Source organism: Priestia sp. 3CA3 (assembly GCF_056836725.1).
Genome location: NZ_JBXENJ010000003.1, coordinates 226,436 through 249,243, shown reverse-complemented (window position 1 = coordinate 249,243; position 22,808 = coordinate 226,436). Strand labels below are relative to the sequence as shown.

At 38.2% G+C, this 22,808-nt stretch carries 22 protein-coding genes; 16 read left to right on the top strand and 6 right to left on the bottom strand.

From position 1 onward, the window contains the following. Positions 1 to 70: 70 nt before the first annotated feature. Entirely contained in the window at positions 71 to 271 is a 201-nt protein-coding gene (locus AC1VNJ_RS10635) for a YolD-like family protein (protein WP_074893948.1), read from the bottom strand. Between the two features lie 229 nt (positions 272 to 500). Continuing rightward, positions 501 to 974, bottom strand: a complete 474-nt coding sequence (locus tag AC1VNJ_RS10630) for a GNAT family N-acetyltransferase (RefSeq protein WP_482640780.1) — start codon at positions 972 to 974, stop codon at positions 501 to 503. A 111-nt stretch (positions 975 to 1,085) separates the two neighbouring features. On the opposite strand from AC1VNJ_RS10630, the gene pdxR reads away from it, so the two are divergent. From pdxR to AC1VNJ_RS10580, 10 genes are all read left to right on the top strand, one after another. After that, entirely contained in the window at positions 1,086 to 2,483 is a 1,398-nt protein-coding gene (gene pdxR / locus AC1VNJ_RS10625) for a MocR-like pyridoxine biosynthesis transcription factor PdxR (protein WP_482640779.1), read from the top strand. A gap of 134 nt (positions 2,484 to 2,617) precedes the next feature. Then, positions 2,618 to 3,553 (top strand): homocysteine S-methyltransferase, encoded by a 936-nt coding sequence (gene mmuM, locus AC1VNJ_RS10620; RefSeq protein ID WP_033578133.1) that lies wholly within the window; start codon positions 2,618 to 2,620, stop codon positions 3,551 to 3,553. A 338-nt stretch (positions 3,554 to 3,891) separates the two neighbouring features. After that, positions 3,892 to 4,524 (top strand): fumarylacetoacetate hydrolase family protein, encoded by a 633-nt coding sequence (locus AC1VNJ_RS10615; protein ID WP_033578134.1) that lies wholly within the window; start codon positions 3,892 to 3,894, stop codon positions 4,522 to 4,524. A gap of 183 nt (positions 4,525 to 4,707) precedes the next feature. Beyond that, a complete protein-coding gene (locus AC1VNJ_RS10610; protein ID WP_482640778.1) occupies positions 4,708 to 5,169 on the top strand; it encodes a CBO0543 family protein in 462 nt (153 codons plus the stop codon). A gap of 228 nt (positions 5,170 to 5,397) precedes the next feature. Beyond that, on the top strand, positions 5,398 to 5,961 hold the full coding sequence (locus AC1VNJ_RS10605) for an ImmA/IrrE family metallo-endopeptidase (RefSeq protein ID WP_028412123.1): 564 nt from the start codon (positions 5,398 to 5,400) through the stop codon (positions 5,959 to 5,961). A gap of 327 nt (positions 5,962 to 6,288) precedes the next feature. Then, positions 6,289 to 7,593 (top strand): CitMHS family transporter, encoded by a 1,305-nt coding sequence (locus AC1VNJ_RS10600; protein ID WP_028412124.1) that lies wholly within the window; start codon positions 6,289 to 6,291, stop codon positions 7,591 to 7,593. Positions 7,594 to 7,746: 153 nt separating this feature from the next. Next, the gene (locus tag AC1VNJ_RS10595; RefSeq protein WP_482640777.1) at positions 7,747 to 9,336 is read left to right on the top strand and encodes an ATP-binding protein; all 1,590 of its coding nucleotides are present in this window, start codon (positions 7,747 to 7,749) and stop codon (positions 9,334 to 9,336) included. Between the two features lie 27 nt (positions 9,337 to 9,363). Then, a complete protein-coding gene (locus AC1VNJ_RS10590) occupies positions 9,364 to 10,035 on the top strand; it encodes a response regulator (RefSeq protein ID WP_028412126.1) in 672 nt (223 codons plus the stop codon). Between the two features lie 24 nt (positions 10,036 to 10,059). Beyond that, positions 10,060 to 11,028, top strand: a complete 969-nt coding sequence (locus tag AC1VNJ_RS10585) for a tripartite tricarboxylate transporter substrate binding protein (protein ID WP_028412127.1) — start codon at positions 10,060 to 10,062, stop codon at positions 11,026 to 11,028. A 134-nt stretch (positions 11,029 to 11,162) separates the two neighbouring features. After that, positions 11,163 to 11,300, top strand: a complete 138-nt coding sequence (locus tag AC1VNJ_RS10580; protein ID WP_165573233.1) for a hypothetical protein — start codon at positions 11,163 to 11,165, stop codon at positions 11,298 to 11,300. A gap of 74 nt (positions 11,301 to 11,374) precedes the next feature. On the opposite strand, the gene AC1VNJ_RS10575 is transcribed toward AC1VNJ_RS10580, so the two are convergent. Continuing rightward, a complete protein-coding gene (locus AC1VNJ_RS10575; RefSeq protein WP_482640776.1) occupies positions 11,375 to 12,247 on the bottom strand; it encodes a LysR family transcriptional regulator in 873 nt (290 codons plus the stop codon). A 140-nt stretch (positions 12,248 to 12,387) separates the two neighbouring features. Here AC1VNJ_RS10575 and AC1VNJ_RS10570 point away from each other — a divergent pair, with 140 nt between their 5' ends. Both AC1VNJ_RS10570 and AC1VNJ_RS10565 read left to right on the top strand, forming a co-directional pair. Continuing rightward, positions 12,388 to 13,506 (top strand): AbrB family transcriptional regulator, encoded by a 1,119-nt coding sequence (locus AC1VNJ_RS10570; RefSeq protein ID WP_028412129.1) that lies wholly within the window; start codon positions 12,388 to 12,390, stop codon positions 13,504 to 13,506. A gap of 65 nt (positions 13,507 to 13,571) precedes the next feature. Beyond that, positions 13,572 to 14,345 carry a class I SAM-dependent methyltransferase gene (locus tag AC1VNJ_RS10565; RefSeq protein WP_028412130.1) on the top strand — a complete coding sequence of 258 codons (774 nt, stop codon included), beginning with the start codon at positions 13,572 to 13,574 and terminating at the stop codon, positions 14,343 to 14,345. Positions 14,346 to 14,383: 38 nt separating this feature from the next. On the opposite strand, the gene AC1VNJ_RS10560 is transcribed toward AC1VNJ_RS10565, so the two are convergent. The 3 genes from AC1VNJ_RS10560 to AC1VNJ_RS10550 are packed head-to-tail and all read right to left on the bottom strand — an operon-like array spanning position 14,384 to position 17,326. Next, positions 14,384 to 15,229, bottom strand: coding sequence for an ABC transporter permease (locus tag AC1VNJ_RS10560; protein ID WP_013081885.1), 846 nt, complete (start codon positions 15,227 to 15,229; stop codon positions 14,384 to 14,386). Continuing rightward, positions 15,222 to 16,427, bottom strand: coding sequence for a quaternary amine ABC transporter ATP-binding protein (locus AC1VNJ_RS10555; RefSeq protein ID WP_013081886.1), 1,206 nt, complete (start codon positions 16,425 to 16,427; stop codon positions 15,222 to 15,224). Before AC1VNJ_RS10555 ends, AC1VNJ_RS10560 begins: the two co-directional genes overlap by 8 nt. A 35-nt stretch (positions 16,428 to 16,462) precedes the next feature. After that, positions 16,463 to 17,326, bottom strand: coding sequence for a glycine betaine ABC transporter substrate-binding protein (locus AC1VNJ_RS10550; protein ID WP_028412131.1), 864 nt, complete (start codon positions 17,324 to 17,326; stop codon positions 16,463 to 16,465). A gap of 595 nt (positions 17,327 to 17,921) precedes the next feature. On the opposite strand from AC1VNJ_RS10550, the gene AC1VNJ_RS10545 reads away from it, so the two are divergent. The 4 genes from AC1VNJ_RS10545 (at position 17,922) to speB (ending at position 22,613) form a co-directional block, all read left to right on the top strand. Then, positions 17,922 to 18,509: a TetR/AcrR family transcriptional regulator gene (locus AC1VNJ_RS10545; RefSeq protein WP_028412132.1), complete on the top strand. Its 588-nt coding sequence runs from the start codon at positions 17,922 to 17,924 to the stop codon at positions 18,507 to 18,509. A 135-nt stretch (positions 18,510 to 18,644) separates the two neighbouring features. Then, positions 18,645 to 20,132, top strand: coding sequence for an aldehyde dehydrogenase family protein (locus AC1VNJ_RS10540; protein ID WP_482640775.1), 1,488 nt, complete (start codon positions 18,645 to 18,647; stop codon positions 20,130 to 20,132). 25 nt (positions 20,133 to 20,157) lie between these two features. Then, positions 20,158 to 21,534, top strand: a complete 1,377-nt coding sequence (locus AC1VNJ_RS10535; protein WP_033578138.1) for a putrescine aminotransferase — start codon at positions 20,158 to 20,160, stop codon at positions 21,532 to 21,534. Positions 21,535 to 21,656: 122 nt separating this feature from the next. Then, positions 21,657 to 22,613, top strand: coding sequence for an agmatinase (gene speB / locus AC1VNJ_RS10530; RefSeq protein ID WP_033578139.1), 957 nt, complete (start codon positions 21,657 to 21,659; stop codon positions 22,611 to 22,613). Positions 22,614 to 22,808 lie beyond the last annotated feature (195 nt).

Genomic DNA, 22,808 nt, shown 5'->3' with positions numbered 1-22,808 from the left:
AATCAAAAGAACATGATGACTTCTGCAAAGCAGAATGAGCATCATGTTCTTTTTTACTGTAAACTATTCATCAATAAATTTCTTTAATTCCCGATAAGCGAATAGAGAAAGTATTTTGCTGTTCATCTTTTAATGAAAGCGTTTGGTCTGTTAAATCTAGGCGCTGTACTTTTCCTTTAAACGTTTGAAGCAAACCGTTTTTATAATAGTTAATTGTAACGGCCCCGTTTTTTCTTAATGCTTTTAAAATCATTTTCAAAACTCCTTCCATATTTAAAATGTGTATGATTAACGAGCTGTAACATTCATTTTCATTTGCATATTTTTATTATACACAAAAATAGAAAGCGTTTTCACTAAAAGTTTGAACACTTTGTGAAAACTTTAACAGAGAATGTGACAAATACATACAGAAACTGATTTATTTGTCGTATTCATCATAAAACACATTTATGAAAGGAGTGTTAAGAACGTGTTAAAACTTTATGGATGGAAAAATATTATAAGATGTCGTTTGAAATGTCGTAGTGAATCCATTCACCGTGCGTTACATTTCCTCCCATTTTTCTGTAAAGCGTTTGAGCTCTTGTATTATCATAAGCCGTTTCCCAAGACATGGCTGCATACTGATGTTCTTTTGTATACTGGTGACTAATCGAAAATAACTTTTCCCCAATTTTTTGACCTCTTGCTTTTTCAGTAACGTACAAGTCATTTAAAATCGCTACAGGCTTTACACGCGTGGTGCTAAATGTAAAATAAAGCGTTGAAAAACCTACTGCCTCGTCATTTTGAGTCGCGATAAACTGGACGCCAGTATCGGGACGTTGAAACAAATGATCAATTAAATTTCTCAGCTGTTTTTTGGCAGGCTGAGGGCGCTTGTAAAAATCAACAATGTATTCGTTCATTAATGAAATAAGTGCTTCCATGTCAGCAGCATTAGCTTGACGAATTGTAATAGTAGTAGTCATTAAATCTTCTCCTTTTTAATTAGATGATCTACAATTATAGTAAAAGAAATGTATCCCCTCTAAAAGAGCCAGATTTAAAAAATAAGATAGGGACAGATGAAAGGAGCTAGCGTGAAGTTCACACCTTTATTAAACCGAAGGAATGATATGCCTTTATATCACCAGCTATATGAATATATAAAAAAAGAAATTGTATCCGGCAGGGTGAAAGTAAATGACAAACTGCCTTCTATCCGGTCTCTTGCTGATTACTTAAACGTAAGTCGAAATACTGTAGATATGGCCTATCAGCAGCTTTTAGCTGAAGGATATGTAGAAAGCAAGCCCAAAAGTGGACTGTACGTAACGAATACACAGTTTGATTTACTGCAAACAGATAGAAAGCCGACTGTATTTTTACAACCTCACTCAGAAACAAAGTCGTGTACCTATGATTTTCGGTATGGAAAAGTTGATAGCCGTTTGTTTCCCTTGAATGAGTGGAAAAAACGATACAATGAAAGTCTTCAAACTTATAAAGAAGCGCTGTTCACGTACCAAGAAACTCAAGGAGAAGAATCACTGCGAGAAGAAATTGCGACGTACCTTTATCAGTCAAGAGGAGTGGTTTGTTCGAAACATCAAATTATTATCGGAACAGGTACTCAGCAATCACTCAGTTTGCTAGCGCAGCTGTTAAAGCCAAGCATCAGAGATATTGCCTTTGAAAATCCTTGCTATGACGGGGCTAGCTTTGTATTTAAACAGCATGGATTCTCCTTAAAACCTGTGTCACTTAATAACAGAGGCATAAACATCCAAGAGCTTTATGATAGCCAAGCACGCGCTGTTTATGTCACACCATCTCATCAGTTTCCATACGGAATGATCATGCCTGTTTCAAGAAGAATAGAGCTTCTTACATGGGCGAATGACTGCAATGGATTTGTTATTGAAGATGATTATGACGGAGAATTTCGTTATAAAGGAAGTCCCATTCCTTCATTGCAAAGCTTGGATACTAAAGGGCGCGTCATTTATACAGGGACATTTTCAAAATCTTTTATGCCTTCTTTAAGAATCAGCTACCTTGTATTACCGGAAGTGCTTCTAAAGGAATATCATGAACGTTTCTCTTTATACGAGCAAGCTGTTCCAGCCCTTCATCAGTGGACGCTCGGACTGATGATGAAAAACGGAGAGTGGAGTAAGCATTTAAGAAGAGTGAGAACTGCTTATCAACTCAAACACGGTACTCTTTTAGCAGCTTTACAGAAGGAGTTTAACAAAAACATCACGGTGTCAGGAGAATATGCAGGTTTGCATATCCTTGTCCGCGTGCACAACGATATGAACGAACAGCAGTTAATTAACGCAGCTCAAAAGCAAGATGTCTCTGTCTACGGCACTTCTCGTTATTGGCTTACGGAATCACCTCAACAAAAGACTCATCTATTATTAGGTTTTGGAAGTTTGGAGAGAGAAGAAATAGAAGAAGGAATAAGGAGGTTGAAAAATGCTTGGTTATAAGCCTCTCCTCATTTCTTCGATTTCTTGACAAAAGCTGCCTAGTCCTTTAGACTTTTTTGCATATATTTTAAATTATCTGAAAGGAGGATAGGGTAATCGAAGCTAACTGCTAGTGGACAACCCTAGATTAAACAATGAATCCTATCCAACAAATTTTACATACATTTCCTGTGATTGTACTAGATGGTGCAATGGCAACTGAACTGGAGAGATATGGCTGTGATTTGAACGACAGCTTATGGTCTGCAAAAGTGCTTATGGAGCAGCCGGAATTGATTAAGAGAGTGCATCAAGATTACTTTGCAGCAGGAGCTGACTGTGCAATTACTGCAAGCTATCAAAGCACGTTTGAAGGTTTTGCAAAACGTGGTTTAAGTGAAGCAGAGGCGCGCGAGTTAATTCAAGCATCTGTAAAAATTGCGGCTGAAGCAAGAGATGAATTTTGGCAGCAAGAAGAGAATTGTCTTAATCGCCCAAAACCAATTGTCGCCGCTTCGGTAGGTCCTTACGGAGCATTTTTAGCAAACGGATCGGAATATACTGGACAGTATGACGTAACAGAAGAAGAGTTAATGGAATTTCATCGTCCTCGTATGAAAGCATTAATTGAAGCAGGAGCAGATGTGTTAGCTTGTGAAACCATTCCTAATCTAATGGAAGCAAGAGCCATTGCGAGGCTGCTAGAAGAATTTGAAGGAGCGTACGCATGGATTACGTTCAGCGCAAAAGATGACCTGCACATTAGCAGCGGAACATTAATCTCGGAGTGTGCACGCTATCTGGATTCCTATAAGCAAGTAGCAGCTATTGGAGTTAACTGTACGCCGCCTCAATATATTTCTTCACTTATTAAAGAAATTAAATCTCAAACGGATAAGCCAGTCATTGTGTATCCAAATTCAGGAGAGCATTATGATGCTGAATCTAAAACATGGAACGGGACATCTGCAGGCGAAACGTATGGCTGCAGCGCTCACAGCTGGTATGAAGCAGGTGCTCAGTTAATCGGAGGGTGCTGTCGCACAACTCCAGATGATATCAAAGGCATCACAAAATGGGCTAGAAAATAACGGATTGAAAAAAAGAGAATGTGAGAAAAGCTGTTTCGCTAACCTTAAACACGAACGATCTATCAAAAATAGATAGTTCGTGTTTTTTTATGGTCATGGTGAACGTAGGTTTCGTGTGCGCAGTTCCTTCTAGCTGTTGGCTGGAGGGCAAGGCGAAGACTCTCGCGGAAAGCGGAGCCTTGCACGGAAATCCACAGAGGTGTCATAAGCAGTCCAGCTCATTTATTCCCTTTTTCCATCTTTAGATTGAATTCATTTTGTTATGTCTCAATTTCTTTTTTCTTGTAAAATAAAAGAATACAAGTTGAAAAATCTTTATTAGAACGAAAGAAGGGATGATGAAAGTGAAAGATATTAAAAATATTTATTGTGTGGGCCGAAACTACGCACTGCATGCAAAAGAATTACATAATGATATTCCAACATCACCTTTTTTATTTTCCAAACCTACTCACGCTCTTGTTGAAGCAGCTGGACAATCAATCACTCTTCCTCGCGACCAAGGAGAGGTGCACTTTGAAACCGAACTGATTCTTCATATTGGACAACTTTACAAAGAAGGCATAACAGTGGATGAACTTGTTGACGAGATGACGATTGGATTAGATTTGACGCTTCGGGATGTGCAGAGCGAATTAAAACAAAAAAAGCACCCTTGGCTGCTTGCAAAAGGATTCAAACATTCAGCGGTCGTGGGAAACTTTATTCCGTTTGAAGGAGTAGAAGCATCTAAGCAGAAAGACTTTTCGTTAGTGAAAAACAATGAACGCGTTCAGCTGGGAAATATCAAAGATTTGATTTTTGACTTACAAACGATTATTGATTTTACAGGAAAACATTTTGGTCTTGATAAAGGAGATCTTATTTTTACAGGTACACCTGAAGGAGTAGGTCCGCTTTCACATCAGGATCATCTTTCACTTAAATGGGGGCAGCAAGAGCTTGGTTCTTGCATCGTTTCCCTTCGTTAACAAAAAGAGCTTGAAACAAAGGTAGTTTAGTTGAAGGAAGATCCGAACGGTGAATCGAGATTCTTGATAGAGAATCCAACCCGTTCGGATTTTTTATTGCGATGGTAAATGTAGGCTTCGGAATGAATTTAATAACCAATGGGAAAGCTGTTTTTATCTCCTATAGGAAACGAGGTCCTCATTATGGTGCTCTTAATCCTTACAACGGTGATTTCTATTCTGAGTGTACTAGTTATGCCAAAGCGCATCAGCTGGATAGAAATATACACAACGTCTTTGTTTGTTATGTTTTTAGGATCGGTAGCAGATATATATCTTGATGTTAAATATGATCTTTATGGATTTTTTACAAAAGGAGTAGATTTTGAATATCTTTTAGTCTTTATTTTTATTTATCCTGCGACGAATAGTGTATTTTTAAATTTTTATCCTGGGAGCAAGAGCTTGGCTAAAAAAGCTTTATACATTACAGTGTGGGTAATTCTTACAACACTGTTTGAATACATTTCTGCCCAAACAGAAGTGTTTTATTATAACGAATGGAAGACGCTATACTCGTTTTTTTGCTATCCTTTTCTTTATATAGCAATGGCTTTAAATTTAAAAATGATACGCAGGCTCCAGGTTATCGATAAGCAAAAATAGAAATAAAAAAAAGTAATGATAAATCATAAAAAAATGATATTTTATTAATGGCTACATATGTAATATAGTAAAAATAGAAAATAAACGAGGCAGCATATAAGCAGGGTTAAAAAACATCAAAACGGGAATCTTGACATTAACTTCATGTTTTTAACCATGTATTGTGAATGAATATACTTAATGCTAAATAATATGTTGTAGAAGGAATTTAGTAAAGGAGGCAAGAAGATGTTTAAGCGTAGTGAAAAAATCCAAATTCATGGCGTAACGTTTCATGGAGTCATGAGTGCGAAGCAAAAAGCGGCCCTGCACGAAATTGCTAATGTAACAGACGAAAAAGACTGGGATGGGCTAAAAGGTGTGTACTGCTTAGGCAGTGTAAAGGTGCAAGGAAAAGATGTGTTAGGTGTGTACTATGGCCAATTTAATGATAACCTTCCAAAGGAGAAGCGCAAACTTCAGTTTGAAATTGACTATATTAAATATACAGTAACGGAATGTCCCATTGTCTTTATCGATACAACAAAAAACAAAAAGCCTCATCAATTTGCTTTTATCATTCTGCATGAATTAGGCCATCATGTGGATCGTATGACAAATGGAACGCTTTTAAAAGAAGGAAATAGAACGCAAGAAATGTTTGCTAATACGTATGCCTTAGAAAAATATTCAAAAATAGAAAAGTTCCAAACAAAGAAGTTAAAAAAGATTCCATTTTTAGAGGAATCTCTTACTCAGTGGAATAAAACTCCTCATCCTGGAGCGTATTCTCTTAGAGTTCAAATTGAATAATTCACGAGAATAGTTCCTCTCTCTCCGTTTTTTATTTTCCTACCTTTTTCCTCTTCCTGTCTTTTATCCTCCCAATGAACAAAAAGGATTTAATTACCCATAAAGTTTTAAAAGTTTTTATAGTACGAATTATTTACACTATACCCTCCTGTAAATTATGATTATTTTAAGAAAAAACAGAAAATTTTAAAGTTTTAAGGTACAACTTAATAGTGAACAAGCGATGTTGTAATCGTATAGACGAACTGGCATACATATGCGAGTCATACATACAAACGAATCGCTTCCACTGTTATGAAAGCGGATTCAAAAATAGGAGGGGTAATAATGTTAGCTATTCTTGGGTTTTTGATGGTTTGTACATTTATGTTTCTGATTATGACAAAACGATTAACGCCGCTTATTGCTTTAATGGTTATTCCAGTATTGTTTGCAATCATAGGGGGATTCACAAGCGGTATTGGAGAAATGGCTTTAAATGGTGTAAAAGAATTAGCACCTACAGGCGTTATGTTAATGTTTGCTATTTTATATTTTGGGATTATGATTGATGCTGGTTTGTTTGATCCAGTTGTAGGAAGAATTTTGAAAATCGTAAAAGGTGATCCACTAAAAATCACAATTGGTACAGCTATTTTAGTTCTTATTATCTCATTAGACGGAGACGGAACAACAACATACATGATTACGCTTTCAGCGATGCTTCCGCTTTATAAAAAGCTAAACATGAAGCCAATGATTTTAGCCTGTATCGCCATTATGGGTAGTGGAGTTATGAACTTAACACCTTGGGGTGGACCTACTGCTCGTGTGATGAGTGCATTGAAGTTAGATGCTTCACAGGTGTTTACACCACTGATTCCAGCCATGATTGGCGGAGCTGTTTGGTTGTTATTCACGGCTTACTATTTCGGGAAAAAAGAGCGCCAGCGCTTAGGTGTTATTGATATTCAAGACGTTACAAATGCTCAAGTAGCTTTTGCAGAAGCAGCAGCCGCTGAAGGAATCGAGTACAAGCGTCCGAAGCTTTTATGGGTAAACTTTGCTTTAACAGCTCTATTATTAGTAGGACTTATCACAGCAGTTATGCCGCTTCAAATTCTATTTATGATTGGATTTGCAATCGCTATCATGATTAACTATCCAAATTTAGAAGTTCAAAAAGAGCGTATTACTGCACATGCTGGTAACGTACTTGCTGTTGTGTCTCTTGTATTCGCAGCAGGCGTATTCACGGGTATTTTATCAGGTACCAAAATGGTAGATGCAATGGGTAATAGCTTAGTAGGATTAATTCCAGATGCGTTAGGGCCTTACATGTCTGTGATTACTGCCATCACAAGTATGCCATTTACATTCTTTATGTCAAATGATGCTTACTACTATGGGATTTTACCAATTATTGCTCAAGCAGCTTCAGCATACGGTATTGATGCTGCAGAAATTGGCCGTGCTTCATTGATTGGTCAACCTGTTCACTTACTAAGTCCTTTAGTTGCTTCTACGTATCTATTGGTCGGTATGGCAAAAGTCGAGCTTGGTGAATTTCAGCGCTTTACTTTAAAGTGGACGATTGGAACAGCTATGGTGATGCTTTTAGTAGCTATTATTACAGGAGTTATTACGCTGTAAAGATCAGGAAACTAAAAACTTATCAATTCCGCTTTTGGGATTGATAAGTTTTTTTGTCTAAAAAGCTTTTGGAATAAGGAGCGGATATACAAAAAATTTTGATAAAATAAAAGAAGAATAGAACTATAAGGTAAAGGCTGAAGGTGCGATGAAATGAAAAAATGGTTTCAAGTATCGCTGCAAACAAAAATCGTAGGTTTATCCGCAGCATTAATCATAACTGTTATTGTTCTTTTAGCGAGTATTTTCTCTTACATGCAGTTTGTAGAATCTAAAAGGCAAGCCGAGCAGCTGGCTCTTCAAGCAGCCAAATCAGTATCATTTATGCCGGAAGTCAAAGCTGCTTTTCAAAAAAAACAGCCGAGTCGATATATTCAGCCGCTTGCCGAGCAAGTGAGGGAACAAATCGGAGCAGCAAGTATTGTGGTTCAAAACCGTGAGCAAATCATCTATTCTCATTCTAATCAAAAATGGATAGGAAAGAAAAACAAAGAGGCGGTTAACGATAGAGCACTATTATTCGGCGGATATTATACGCTGGACGGAGAGGGAACCACAGGTCCTGCTATTATGGGGAAAGCGCCTATTGTCATCAGTCACGGAAAGTATACGGAAGTCGTGGGAGTGGTGACGGTTGAGTTTTTAAAATCTCATGTTCATGCTCAGCTCATTACGCGTATTCAGCAAATTATCCTATTTTCACTAGCTGTTTTATTGCTTGGTATGATCGGGGGTATTTTTTTAGCTAAAAGTATTAAAAAAGATACTCTTGGTCTTGAACCCCATGAAATCGCTTCTTTGTACCGTGAACGAAATGCAATTTTACTTTCGATAAAAGAAGGAATTATTGCTATTGATCATCAAGGCTTTATTACGATGATGAATACATCAGCTAAAAATATGCTGGGGTTACAGACGGAATATTTACATCATCATATCGTTGAAGTATTTCCTTATACGAATATGATTGAAGTGCTAGATACGGGAATAGCCCGAAGCGACCAAGAAATTTTTTTGAATGAAAAAACGTTTATCTTAAACTTAACACCCATTATTGAACATCAGCGAATTGTAGGAGTGGTCGCTAGTTTTCGTGATAAGACAGAATTAAAAAGCTTAATCAATACGATTTCAGAAGTACGAAAGTATTCAGAGGATTTACGAGCTCAAACGCATGAGTTTACGAATAAGCTGTATGTTTTGTCGGGTTTGCTGCAGTTAGGGCAGTACAAAGATGCATTGGAGTTTATTCAAAAAGAATCAGCCGTACACCAAACGCAAAATCGTATTCTATTTGATCAGATATTAGATTCCAAAGTTCAAGCAATATTGCTTGGGAAGATTGGAAAAGCATCTGAAAAGAAAATTCATTTTTCGGTTGATTCGGAGAGTACACTCGATACGCTCCCAGAACATATTGAAATTTCTCATCTCATTATCATTATTGGGAACTTAATTGATAATGCATTTGAAGCCGTGAGTCAGCGGTCTAAAAAAGAAGTGTCGTTTTTTATTACCGATATTGGTCATGATTTAATTATTGAAGTGATGGATAACGGACCCGGTATATCAGAAGAAGTACTAAATCAAATTTTCACAAAAGGGTTTTCAACGAAAGGTACAGACAGAGGGTACGGACTGGCAAATATAAAGAAAATGGTAGATGAACTTGGAGGATCTATTGAAGTGTATAATCAGCCAGAAGGAGGAGCCATTTTTTCAGTTTACCTTCCAAAAAACTGAATCATGAGAAGTAAGGGGAGAGTCGAAATGTTACGAGTCGCAATTGCAGAAGACGATTTTCGAATTGCTCAAGTTCAAGAGCGATTTTTATTAGAAGTAGATGGTGTAGAAGTCGTAGGCAAAGCGTTGAATGCAAAAGAGACGCTTGAAATGCTAAAGGAGAAGAAAGTTGATTTACTTCTTTTAGACATCTATATGCCAGATGAAATGGGAACAGATTTACTCCCAAAAATCAGAGCCCAGTTTCCACAAGTTGATGTTATCGTGGTAACGGCTGCAACAGAAAAAAACATTGTAGAAATCTGTTTGAGAAACGGCGTCGTTAATTATTTGATTAAGCCGGTTATGATGGAATCCTTCATTAATGCTATTAAACAGTATCAAGAGAAAAAGGAACTGTTTAGTACGCATGAAGAAGTTGATCAATCATTTATTGATGCGTACTTTGGACATGTCAGAACAAAGCCAAAAGCGGATAAATCTCTTCCTTCAGGTATTGATGGTATCACATTACAAAAGTCAAAAGACATTTTAAAAAGCATCAAAGGAATTACGATCGAAGAGATGGGGCAACACATGGGAGTATCTAGAACGACAGCTAGACGATATTTAGAGTATCTAGTATCAACCGGTGAATGTCACGTTGAATATGATTATGGGATTATTGGAAGACCGGAGCGCAAGTACTATTTAGCGTAGCATTAGCCTTGAAGGATGGTATATATGATCAAAAAGCTCATGATAGTGTTTATAAGTGCATTGCTTGTTAGCTGTTCTACTCCCTCTAAAAAAGACCGCATTAGTATGGAAAAAATTGAAATTGTGGCAGCCGGTGCAAAAGGCGGAGGAGCAGATGCAACAGTAAGAGCCATTCAACAAGTGCTAACGGAAAAGAAGATTGTGAAGGTACCCGTTTCTGTTAGTAATAAAATAGGTGGGCAAGGTGAAGAAGGATGGAAATATATTAAACAGAGAAAAGAAGGAAATATTGTTTCCGGGAATTCCAGTTTGCTGATTACAAATAATTTGCTAGGGCAAAGTCAATTAACCTATAAAGACTTTACTCCGCTCGCTATTTTAACATCTGAATGGGAGGTCATCGTAGTTCCTGTTAACTCTCCTATATACAATTTAAAACAGCTCATACGCACGTTAAATCAAAGTGAATCCAGTATGAAAGTGGGAATATCACCTCGATTAGGAAACGACGATCATTTATCGTTCATGCAGCTAAATAAAAAAGCAGGCGTAGACTCTTCCAAGCTTGAGTTTTTCGTTTATAACAGCAGTCATAAAGTAATTGATGCGCTCGTTCATCATCAGCTAGATGTAGCACCCATGTCATTATCAGAAGTAAAAAAGCAGTATGAACAAGGGCAGGTAAGGATACTCGCCGTTTCTTCTCCTAAAAGGCTAGAAGAGCTAAAAGAGATACCGACGTGGAAAGAAGCGGGAATTGACGTAACGTTTAGCCATTGGAGAGGTCTAATGGGACCGCCTAATATGACCAAAGAACAGGTAGCATATTGGAATAAGGCCGTGTATGAAATGGTTCATACAAAAGAATGGGAACAGCTTCTTAAAGATAATGATTTAACCTCTTTTTATAAAAATAGCAGCGGTGCTAAAGTCTTTCTTGAGCAGCAAAGCAAGCTGTATTCTGACTTAATGGGCGGAGCAAATGATGAATAAATACAATAGAAAAAGGTTGGGACAAAAGGATTTTAGATGGAGTGAAAAACGAACCATTGATTAAAGTTTTTAATTCTTGGTTCGTTTTTTTGTTGTGGTAAGTGTAGTTTCATCTGTTTCGTTCCTTCTAGCAGTTGATTGGAGAGCAAGACGAAGACTCCTGCGGGAAAAGCGGAACAGGCGAGACCCCACAGGAGCGTGAGCGACGAGGAGGCTCACCGGCCGCCCGCGGAAAGCGAAGTCTTGCACGGAAATCAACTGCGGTGTCTTAAGCAGTTCCGCTCATATATCCCATTTGTTCGTCTTTAGAATTAGATTCATTTCGGTATGTCTCAACCTTTTTCTGTCAGTGTACATCTTTTAAATTCAAGTTTTGAATGAACTCAATAAAAGCTTTTACAATGTTAATTTTTAAGGAGTCCTCATGATAAAACATCCATGTGCTGCGCGTTAAAGGTACTTGATCTTTAGTTTTTAACGTGTATCTGTAAATCTCTGCAGCATCGTCAAGCAGCATACTCGGCAAAATCGCATAGCCCAGTCCGTTTACAACCATCTTTTTACATGTTTCTGCTTTATCTACTTCAATGCTGACAAGGGGAGGCTGAGAGTAATTTTCAGCCCACCAGTTATCAACGGATGTTTTTAAAAAACGATCTTGATGATAATCAATTCGAGGTAGATTGGGAAGATTGTTTATGTCGACAGGCTGTGCAGACGCAATGCAAATTGTTTCTTTAAAAAGCAGCTCTTTTTGATCTTGCCAGTTATAATCACCTTTTACAAACGCAATATGAACATCGTGCTTATAAAGCAGATGAGCCATGTCGCTGCTCCATCCGGTTGTGACTTTGAATTCAACATCAGGAAATCGCTCTTTAAATAAACGCAATAGCCCAGGGAGCTTGTAGTCAGTGAAAAAGTTAGACACGCCTAGACGTAAAGTTCCGGTTAATTGATCATCCATGTTTAACACATTTTCTTTTATTTTTTGAACCGTAAGCAGCATTTCTTCTGCGCACTTCACTAAATATTCTCCCTGCGGTGTAAACTGAACTCCGCGGCGCCCTCTATTTACAATCTGAACATGAAATTCCTTCTCCATCTGCTGCAGTCTATGCGTAAGCGCAGGCTGAGATATAAATAGCTCCTTGGCTGCTTTTGTAATATTTTTCTCACGGTACAATACTTGTAGAATAAGCCAATCTCGATCGTCCATACTATCCCTCCAGGAATAAAAAAAATGAATGGTTTATAATAAAATTTCGATATTTTAATTATTTCTAAAATTATACTATAGTTAAGAAGAGAAATGTTCGGTGTAAGAAAGAAAAGCCTTGTAGAAGGAAGGAAGTAGGTATGAACGCAAGAGTTGTTTTTTTACAATCTATATTTTTTATTCTATTAACAAGCGTGGGAGGATTTCTTTTATCGTTAACAGGCTTATCCATTGGCTGGATGCTTGGGACTCTCATTTTAGCTGCTATTCTAGCTTTTCGAAAGCCGCGTTTTTTATCTCAAACAAGCAAAAAAGGCATTCCAAAATATTGGCTGTACGCTGGACAGTGCATTTTAGGGATTGAATTAGGTCAAAAGATTAACTTATCTGTGGTGACTACGTTTCAATCTCACTGGTCCACCATTACGATTATGCTTTTGCTGTCCGTTGTTTTTTCTCTTTTATCCGGTTATTTGCTATGGAAGTTCAGTTCCACAGACTTATTAACAAGCTTTTTCGGTACGACTCCGGGTGGAATGAGCGCCATGCCAGGCATGGCTGAAGAAGTAGGAGCCAATACGGCAGTTGTAAGCATCATTCAAACGATGCGCGTGTTTTTAGTTGTGCTTGCTGTTCCTTTATTTGTAGTCTATTGGGGAAGTAATACAGGACGGCATGCAGTGTCCGTTACCCCGAGTGTTTTTGAGTGGGGATCACTGTTGTGGACAGGCGTTTTAATTGTTACAGCAGTAGTCGGCTATTATATAGGGAAAAAACTAAAATTTCCTGCTCCTTGGTTAGTAGGAGGAATGCTTACTGTTGCAATTGTTCAAACAGCTGCCTCATCGTACGTGGGGTATAATCTTCAAGCATACTGGCCTCATTCTGTGATGATTTTATCGCAAATTTTTATTGCTTCAAGCATTGGTTCTCGCTTTCATAAGGAAATGTTCATTGGCGTAAAAAAAATTATGGTTGTGGCGCTTATTAATACAATTGGTTTAATCGCCGCCATGTTTGTATGTGCACTATTCGTTTCCAAAATAACTGGAATTGAGCTTATCACGTCTATTTTAGCGTTTGCTCCTGGAGGCATTGCAGAAATGGCGACTACATCCATTGTACTGCAGGCTGATTCGACGTTAGTAGTAGCGGTCCAAGTGCTTCGTATTTTAACAATTTGGCTGCTTCTGCCTCCGCTGTTTCGCATGTTTCATCAGTGGGGAGAAAGAAAAAGAATACATTCACACGTTTCATAATAAATATGTGAATGCACTAGGTAGAGTAAGAGAGAGTTTTAAAGAGGGAAATGGGGGGAGAATAGATGAGTAATAAAGAAATGGTGGTCAGTCAGTTCGGGGGGAATGCCGGAAAGTATGTCAAAAGTAAAGGTCATGCAAAAGGCAAAGATTTAGCGGTTTTAGCGGAAATTGCTGAAGAAAATAGAGGAGGAAAGCTGCTTGATGTAGCGACAGGAGGAGGACACGTGGCAAATAAGCTAGCACCTGTCTTTCAAGAAGTAACGGCTTTTGACTTAACTCCTCAAATGTTGCAAAGTGCTGAAGGCTTCATTAAAGAAAATGGTCATGAAAATGTATCGTTTGTTCAAGGAGATGCTGAGGATATGCCATTTCAAGATGACGAGTTTGATACGGTAACGTGCAGAATTGCACCGCACCATTTTCCTAATATTAAACAGTTCATCAAAGAGGTATACCGAGTGTTAAAGCCAGGAGGACAGTTCTTGCTCATTGATAATGTAGCACCGGAAGTGAATGCGTATGACGAGTTTTATAATCGAGTTGAAAAGACAAGAGATCCAAGCCATTATCGTGCTTATAAAAAAACAGAGTGGCTTTCTATGCTTGAAATGCAAGGATTCCGTACAGAAGTGCTGACAACTTTTCCAAAGCGCTTTTTATTTGATGACTGGTGTGCGATGATGAATGTTCCCCAAGAGACAAAGCGTGAGCTTACTCAATATATGCTGAATGTACCAAGCGGATTTAAACAGTTTTTCGAAATCAAAACGAATCAACAGGGAATTGAATCGTTTCAAGGAGAAGCAATCTTTGTAGCGTGCTACAAACATAAATAAAAAGAAGCCAACTCCGGTGAGTTGGCTTCTTTTTTTACTTATGCTCGTTGGTTTGAACGATTTCCAAAATATTGCGTAATACGGTCTAAAATAATTGCTAAAATAACGATTGAAATTCCAGCTTCAAAGCCCGTGCCGACTTCAAGTCGAGAAACTGCACGATATACTTCTGCACCAAGTCCCGGAGCACCTACAAGAGAGGCAATAACGACCATTGAAAGAGATAGCATGATGCTTTGGTTAATTCCTGCCATAATTGTTTTTGTAGCTAATGGAAGCTGTACTTTAAATAATTTTTGTTTTGTTGTTGAACCGTAGGCATTTGCTGCTTCTACTAAGTCAGCGGGTACTTCACGAATACCTAGGTTCGTTAAGCGAATCGTTGGAGGCATTGCAAAGATAACAGATGAGATAACACCTGGCACCACACCAATTCCAAAGAAGAAAAGTGCTGGAATCAAATACACAAATGCCGGCATCGTTTGCATAAAGTCTAAGATTGGCGTAATAATCCGAGCTGTCTTTTCGCTTTGAGATGCCCAAATGCCTAGCGGGATTCCTACTATAATTGAAATTAATACGCTTGTTAAAACGAGGGCTAGTGTGTCCATTGTTTCTTGCCAGTAGCCAAGATTAAGAATAAATAATAGACCAATCATCGATAAAATAGTAAATGACCATTTTTTACTTGAAAACCAAGCAATGATTCCGACAATTAAGATTAAAATTAATGCTGGTGGAAAGGTTAGCACTAGTACAATAAAACTTACAATACCATCGACAATAGCTGAAATAACATCAAAAAACCCTTTGATATTATCATTTAAAAACGTGACAAAATGGTCAATCCAATTGCCAACGGGAATTTTAGGAATACTATTCATTTACGTTCACCTCATTACTATCAGTACCGGCAAGTGCTTCAATCACTCGCTCTTTTTTAATGATGCCGCGCAGACGATGGTTTTCATCTACAACCGGTAGCGGGAAACGGCTGATAACCATTTTGTCGTACAAGTTTTCTAGTAGCGTATCTGTCGTAACAGTCGGAATATCCGTATCTAATACGTCTGCTGTCAGTTTATCTTGTTTAATGGCGCGGCTGATATCATCTGCCGTTACAACTCCTAGAAGAGTTTTTTTCTTGTCTACGACGTAGATGCTTGAATAACCAGCTTCTTGCATAATTTTAAGAGCCACGCGCGGACCACGGTCTACGGTAATGGATTCGGCACGATTCATCACGCTTTCAGCTGTGTATACTTTAGCTACATTAACGTCTTCGACAAAGCGCTCTACATAATCATTGGCAGGGTTTGTCATAATTTCTTCAGGTGTTCCTACTTGAACAACACTGCCGTCTTTCATTAAAACGATGCGATCTCCGATTCGAAGAGCTTCATCAAGATCATGGGTAATAAAAATGATTGTTCGCTCCATTTTTTCTTGAAGCTCCAGCAAAAAATCTTGCATGTCTTTACGAATAAGCGGATCTAGTGCACTGAATGCCTCATCCATTAATAAAATGTCAGGGTCATTGGCAAGTGCTCGAGCTAGTCCGACGCGCTGCTGCATACCGCCGCTCAGTTCACCGGGATATTGATTTTCGTATCCTTTTAAACCTACTAATTCAAGCGCTTCTTTTGCTTTCTTTTCGCGTTCGGCTTTTGGTGTACCTTGAACTTCTAATCCGTATTCTGTGTTATCAAGAACCGTACGGTGAGGGAATAAAGCAAAGTTTTGGAAAACCATGCTCATTTTTTTTCGGCGCATGTCGCGAAGTTCCTCTTTGTTCATTTTTACTACATCGTCACCGTCTAAAATAAGAGATCCAGATGTTGGTTCAACAAGGCGGTTAAACATGCGAACTAAAGTGGATTTACCGCTTCCAGACAGGCCCATAATGACGAAGATTTCACCGGATTTGATTTCGAAGTTTGCTTGATTAACTCCAATTGTCATTCCTGTTTCTTCTAGAATTTCTTTTTTTGTTTTTCCTTTTTGAAGTAAATCAATCGCTTTTGACGGATTCTTACCAAACACTTTGGTTATATTTTGTACTTTTAATTTTACGTGTTCCATATGTCCACCTCAATTGTTGTTTTCTTTTACGTTCATTACTTTTTCGTCCAACTATCGATTAACTTTTTATGTTTTTTTACCCATTTCTGTGCTGCTTCTTCAGGGTTTGAAGATTTTTCAACTTGTGACAGAAGAGGACTGATTAATTTATCGTTCATCTGTGCATTATTCATCCATTTTATGACTTGAGGATTTGTCTTTTTAAATTCCTTGCTTGTCATTGTGTAAATGTTGTCAGGGTCTCCAAACGAGTTTTTAGGATCTTCTAAATATTTGATGTCAAAGTCTGCAAAAGCCCAGTGAGGATTCCACATAGTAACAACAATTGGTTTTTTTGCCTCATAGGCTTTGCGCAGTTCACTTAGCATAGCTGCCTCAGACGATTTTACAAGCGTATAGCTTTTAAGGTTATAATCTTTTAACGCTTGTTCGGCTAATCCGTTAATGCTGGAGCCTGGGTCAATTCCAATAACTTTGTTATCGACATCAGAAGCAACCTTAGCAAGGTCTTCTGTTGTGTTCACGTCTTTCATATAGGCGGGAACCGCAAATCCTAAGCGCGCATTTTTAAGCCAAGGGTCTTCAATGTTTACTTGATCTTTATACTTTTTGTAAAAAGGCGCATCTGTTGTAGGAAGCCATGGTGCAAACGAAATATCAATGTCGTTATTAGCTGTTCCTACCCAAACACCGGCTTTCTCTAAGAAAACAGTTCTAACCTTATAACCTCGATCTTCTAAAATCTGTTTCCATACGTACGTGTAGGCAATGTTTTCAGTATAGTTATTCATGCCGATGGTAATGGTTTTTTTATCTTTAAAGGCGCCATTACCGTTGCCGCAAGCTGAAGTAATAACTAGAAGAAAACAAATCATGCTGATTAAAAATAGTTTCTTCATGCAATGTAACTCCTTTATAAAGTTTTAAATCAATATGACTGATATGTAGAACGGATGCTAAACACAACGAAGTGTATACCCGGTTTTTTTAGGTGGTAAACATAAAAAATATAAAATGTGAAATAGAGTGGGTGATTTTTCGGCGTTATAAAGTTATTTTTAGCTAAAAATGTACATCGTAGTTAAGAGAAAATATGGGAAATAAATGGATAAAATAAGTGACTGTAGAATCAGTCTTACATGTTATCACTCTTTTTTTTACTCCGTCAACTTCAAGTCAAGAGTAATTCGGCAATTGAGCCGTATAAACCGATACGAAAAAATATCTTTTTAATAAAGTTATTTTTTAGGAAGAATAGGTGATTAAAGAGCTTTGCATCAGCTTTTACCTTGAATTGTAAAAGGAAGAAAGATAACAGTGAGACATATAAGAAACGTGAGAGGAAATTGATAAAATAAAAAAATATTTTTGAAGCCAGCATACGGATAAATTTTTGATTGAATTTAAAGATTCAGAAAATTTTATCTTGCATAATTTCAACTTCTTATAGTAAAATGAATGAAAGTCATTCATTTTATAGGTGGAGGGAAAAAGTTGGTTACAAGCACAAGTGAAAAATACGATAAGATTTTACAGGCAGCGATTGAAGTCATATCTGAAAAAGGACTTGATAAAACATCAATTTCAGACATTGTAAAGCGTGCAGGCGTAGCACAAGGGACTTTTTATCTTTATTTCAGATCTAAAAATGCTCTTGTTCCGGCTATTGCAGAAAACTTACTTTCTTTGTCACTTGAAAAAATCAAAGAACGAGCTAAAACAGCAACGGATTTTTTAAGTACATTAGAGGTAATGATTGACGAAACGTATAAAACAACAGATGAATATAGGGATGTTCTTGTTTTATGCTATTCAGGGCTCGCTTTTGACTATTCATTAGAAACATGGGAAGCTATTTATTTACCTTATTACAACTGGTTTGAAGAGGTATTAAATCAGGCTGTTAGAAAGGAAGAAGTCATCAAGCAGCTTAACGTTAAATGGACAGCTAAGACGATGATTAATTTGATTGAAAATGCTGCTGAACTTTTTTATATCGGGCGAGAGCAAGATGTCACACTTGAGCAATCAAAGGAAGAACTTTTTCAATTCTTAAAGCGTTCTCTTGTGCCATCCGTGTAATATTAGCACTGCTGATATTACAGCTACTAAAATGACTGACATTCATTCAAAATATACAATTAATTATCAGAATTATAAGTTTTTTAAGGTTTAAAATGACTGACAATCAGTCGTTATTCGATAAGGAGGTATTTTATGGATCGTACAGCCGTTAAAACTTTAACCTTGAATATGTACATAAACGGAGAGTGGAGAAAAGCAGAGAAGCAGCGCTCTACTGTTAATCCAGCGACAGGTGAAGTGATTGGATATGCTGCAGAAGGCAGCGCAGAAGATATGAAAGCAGCAATTGAAGCAGCACGAGAAGCCTTTGACAGCGGAATTTGGTCTGAGACTTCTGCATCTGACAGAGCAGCCATCTTATTCAAGATTGCCGATAAGCTTGAGGAAGCGAAAGAAGAACTAGCAGCATTAGAAACAATGGATAACGGAAAGCCCTATCGTGAAGCTGAGGCTGATGTGGAAGATGCAGCTGCTTGTTTTAGGTATTACGCTGGGTTAATTACAAAGCCAGACGGTCAAACGTACAGCGTTCCTGCACCTATGCAAGCAATGGTTATAAAAGAACCAATCGGCGTGTGCGGATTGATTGTACCTTGGAATTATCCGCTATTAATGAGCGTGTGGAAAATTGCACCTGCTTTAGCTGCAGGAAATACGATTGTATTTAAACCTTCTGAAGTGACACCAGTTACTCCTACAAAACTTTTTGAGATCTTAGAAAGCGTAGGATTGCCAAAAGGAGTGGCAAACCTTGTTATGGGAGCCGGAGATACTGTGGGAAATACGCTTATTCAAGATAAGCGTGTTGATAAGATTTCTTTTACAGGCGGAACGGTAACTGGAAAACACATTATGCGTCAAGCAGCAGAAAATGTAACGAAGGTATCTTTAGAACTTGGAGGAAAGTCACCGAACATTATATTTGCTGACGCTGATTTTGAAACAGCTGTAGATTATGCCTTGTTTGGAATTTTTGCAGGGAGCGGCCAAATTTGCGCTGCAGGTTCTCGTATTTTAGTAGAAGAAAGCATTGCTGAGCGATTTATCGAACGTTTTGCAGAACGTGCTCAAAAAATTAAAGTAGGAAATGGAATGGACCAAGAGATTGAAATGGGTCCTCTTGTAAGTGAAGAACATATGAAAAAAGTATTAAAGTACATCGAAATTGGAAAGCAAGAAGGCGCCCGCCTTGTATGTGGAGGTAATCGAATCACCAGCAGTGGATTGGAAAAAGGATTCTTTATAGAACCTACGGTTTTTAGTAGCGTTACGTCAAATATGAAAATTGTGCAAGATGAAATCTTTGGGCCCGTGGTTGTTATTCAAACGTTTAAAGATGAAAAAGAAGCTATTAAGCTTGCAAATGATACGGAATATGGTTTGGCAGGCAGCGTGTTTACAACTGACGGTGCAAAAGCTCTTCGGGTGATTAAAAAGCTGCGTGCGGGCATCACTTGGGTAAACACGTATCATTTTACGTTTAACGAAGCACCTTGGGGCGGATATAAGCAGAGCGGAATTGGCCGAGGACTGGGCACGTTTGGATTGGAAGAATTTCAAGAAGTAAAACAAATTAATATTAATTTACAAGTAGAGCCAATCGGCTGGTTTGAAAATTAAAAAGTAGAGAAGGAGCGATATTAAAATGAATACAGTGACGAAAAATCAAGAGGTAAACAAAGCATATGGTGAAGTAAACGAATATATCAACAAAGTGCTGGGACTTATTGAAAAAAGCGAAGTGTCAGCTGAAGAAGCACAGTGGATTACGAAAGAAACAGTAGACGGATTTCGCGAGCATGTCAACCCAGGCTTTTTAGAATATCGTAAAACAGTAACGGTGGATACGCAGTTTGCAGCTGTTGAATGGTCAGATGAAGGTTCTTGTTTTACGGATGTAAACGGTAAAAAATACATTGATTGTTTGGGCGGGTTTGGAATTTATAACGTGGGACACCGTCATCCTAAAGTAGTCAAAGCTGTTCAAGATCAGCTTCAGCGTCAAGCCCTTCATAGCCAAGACTTATTAGATCCACTTCGTGCGATGCTTGCTAAAATTTTAGCAGATATTACACCGGGGGATTTGAAGTATTCCTTTTTCACAAACAGCGGAACAGAAAGTGTAGAAGCCGCTTTAAAACTAGCGAAAATGTATAGTGATCGAACAACGTTTATTTCCACAACACGTTCTTTTCATGGAAAAAGTCTAGGTTCTTTATCAGGTACGGCAAAAGGAATGTTCCGTAAACCATTTCTGCCGTTAATTCCAGGTTTCCGTCATGTACCGTTTGGTGATATTGACATGATGCGCAAAACATTTGAAACGTGCGCGCTTGTAGGGGAAGATGTGGCAGCTGTTTTATTAGAACCAATTCAAGGAGAAGGGGGCATTATTCTTCCTCCTGAAAATTATTTAAAAGAAGTGCGTGCACTATGTGATGAGTACGACGCTATCTTAATTTTTGATGAAGTTCAAACAGGCATGGGACGTACCGGTGAAATGTTTGCATCAGAATTATACGATGTTGTACCCGATATTTTATGTCTTGCTAAAGCGTTTGGAGGAGGAGTTATGCCTGCTGGCGCGGTTGTAGCAAAAGAAAAAGTGTTTTCAAGCTTCTTTGATAATCCGTTTATGCACACAACAACGTTTGGAGGCAACCCGCTTGCCTGCGCAGCGGCTATTGCAACTATTAACGTGTTGATTGAAGAACAGCTGCCAAACCGTGCAAAAGAGCTAGGAGAATATTTCCTTGCTGGTTTAAAGAAAGCTGCTGAAAACCATGGAGATAAAGTACTTGAAATCAGAGGGCAAGGCTTAATGATTGGAATTGAGTTCCACCAAGATGAAATTGGCTACGCGCTTTCTAAGGGAATGTTTGATGAAGGAATTCTAGTAGCTGGGACGCTTGTAAACTCTAAAACAATTCGTATTGAGCCACCGTTGACTATTGCAGCTGAAGAAGTAGATCAAGTCATTTCTACATTTGAAAAAGTATTAAATGAGCTGAACCACCAATAAATGTAACAAGGAGCAATGAATATGAGTCGTCAAACGTTTCTTATTCCTGTATTGCTTTCAATGATTTTAGTAGTGGAAATGCCTAGCGACTAACTGAAATCATTGAAACGGAGGAGTAAATTATGAAATATCCATTGTCCCCAGATGTCAAACCAGAGTTTTGTACAACGGGCTCATTTATGAGGCTGCCAGCGGAAAGAGAAAATGCAAAAGTAGGGCTAGTAGGAATGCCGTTTGATACGGCAGCATCTTTCAGAGTAGGTGCACGCTTTGCACCTCAAGCCATTCGTCAAGCTTCCATGACGCTGTTTCCTTATCACCCGGTACACGACGTATACCCATTTGATGATACAAATGCCATTGATATTGGTGATGTGCCGGTTATTCCGCACAATATTCACAGAAGCTATGAATTGATGGAAGAAGCGGTAGGAGCTCTTATGGATAGAGGAATCGTTCCAATTGGAATCGGAGGAGATCATTCTGTTACTTTAGCAAGCCTTCGTGCTGCTGCTAAAAGATATGGCCCAGTGGCTATGATTCATTTTGATTCTCATACAGATACGTGGGATACGTATTATGATGAAAAATATTGGCACGGATCTCCTTTTATACGCGCATATGAAGAAGGGCTAGTAGATCCGAAGAAAGTTTTTCAAATTGGTATTCGCGGAACATTAAATCATCCGGGAGATGTTCAAGAAAGCAAAGATCTCGGTTACCATGTAGTAACGGCAAGAGAGCTTGAACATCAAGGGTTTTCATTGATTTTGGAGCAAATGAAGACAGCGATTGGAGATACCCCGTGTTTTTTAACATTTGATATTGATTTTGTTGACCCTTCGTGTGCACCGGGAACGGGAACGCTTGAAGTAGGCGGATTCAGCAGCAGAGAAACGCTGCAAATGATCCGTTCTCTGACGGGATTTAACTATGTTGGATTCGACTTGGTAGAAGTGCTGCCCGCTTATGATCCAACGCAGATAACCTCTTTGCTTGCAGCTACAATCATTCATGATTTTGCTAGTTTAGTTGCAGTGAAAACGAAAAGAGAGTCATTGGATACGATGATTAAATAACAGTTTGTAAGCAGAAATCCCTCTTATTCAGAGGGTATTTCTGCGTGGATATAGCAGGAGATTAGGAATATATAGCTATTTAAAATAAAGCGCTTTCATAATATGATAAAAGAAAAAGATAGTTTGTTAGCAACCCTTACCAACTTAAAGAAATAAATCATATATTTGCTTATAGTAAATGTAACAACTCTTTAT

Excerpts from the sequence above, each read along its gene's own strand:
- AC1VNJ_RS10555 (WP_013081886.1), bottom strand. The coding sequence starts at position 16,427 with ATGGAACACGTAAAATTAAAAGTACAAAATATAACCAAAGTGTTTGGT.
- AC1VNJ_RS10630 (WP_482640780.1), bottom strand. The coding sequence starts at position 974 with ATGACTACTACTATTACAATTCGTCAAGCTAATGCTGCTGACATGGAA.
- AC1VNJ_RS10535 (WP_033578138.1), top strand. The coding sequence starts at position 20,158 with ATGAATACAGTGACGAAAAATCAAGAGGTAAACAAAGCATATGGTGAA.
- AC1VNJ_RS10595 (WP_482640777.1), top strand. The coding sequence starts at position 7,747 with ATGAAAAAATGGTTTCAAGTATCGCTGCAAACAAAAATCGTAGGTTTA.
- mmuM (WP_033578133.1), top strand. The coding sequence starts at position 2,618 with ATGAATCCTATCCAACAAATTTTACATACATTTCCTGTGATTGTACTA.
- speB (WP_033578139.1), top strand. The coding sequence starts at position 21,657 with ATGAAATATCCATTGTCCCCAGATGTCAAACCAGAGTTTTGTACAACG.
- AC1VNJ_RS10590 (WP_028412126.1), top strand. The coding sequence starts at position 9,364 with ATGTTACGAGTCGCAATTGCAGAAGACGATTTTCGAATTGCTCAAGTT.
- AC1VNJ_RS10635 (WP_074893948.1), bottom strand. The coding sequence starts at position 271 with ATGGAAGGAGTTTTGAAAATGATTTTAAAAGCATTAAGAAAAAACGGG.
- AC1VNJ_RS10605 (WP_028412123.1), top strand. The coding sequence starts at position 5,398 with ATGTTTAAGCGTAGTGAAAAAATCCAAATTCATGGCGTAACGTTTCAT.
- AC1VNJ_RS10540 (WP_482640775.1), top strand. The coding sequence starts at position 18,645 with ATGGATCGTACAGCCGTTAAAACTTTAACCTTGAATATGTACATAAAC.
- AC1VNJ_RS10585 (WP_028412127.1), top strand. The coding sequence starts at position 10,060 with ATGATCAAAAAGCTCATGATAGTGTTTATAAGTGCATTGCTTGTTAGC.
- AC1VNJ_RS10550 (WP_028412131.1), bottom strand. The coding sequence starts at position 17,326 with ATGAAGAAACTATTTTTAATCAGCATGATTTGTTTTCTTCTAGTTATT.
- AC1VNJ_RS10565 (WP_028412130.1), top strand. The coding sequence starts at position 13,572 with ATGAGTAATAAAGAAATGGTGGTCAGTCAGTTCGGGGGGAATGCCGGA.
- AC1VNJ_RS10570 (WP_028412129.1), top strand. The coding sequence starts at position 12,388 with ATGAACGCAAGAGTTGTTTTTTTACAATCTATATTTTTTATTCTATTA.
- AC1VNJ_RS10600 (WP_028412124.1), top strand. The coding sequence starts at position 6,289 with ATGTTAGCTATTCTTGGGTTTTTGATGGTTTGTACATTTATGTTTCTG.
- AC1VNJ_RS10615 (WP_033578134.1), top strand. The coding sequence starts at position 3,892 with ATGAAAGTGAAAGATATTAAAAATATTTATTGTGTGGGCCGAAACTAC.
- AC1VNJ_RS10575 (WP_482640776.1), bottom strand. The coding sequence starts at position 12,247 with ATGGACGATCGAGATTGGCTTATTCTACAAGTATTGTACCGTGAGAAA.
- AC1VNJ_RS10610 (WP_482640778.1), top strand. The coding sequence starts at position 4,708 with ATGGTGCTCTTAATCCTTACAACGGTGATTTCTATTCTGAGTGTACTA.
- AC1VNJ_RS10560 (WP_013081885.1), bottom strand. The coding sequence starts at position 15,229 with ATGAATAGTATTCCTAAAATTCCCGTTGGCAATTGGATTGACCATTTT.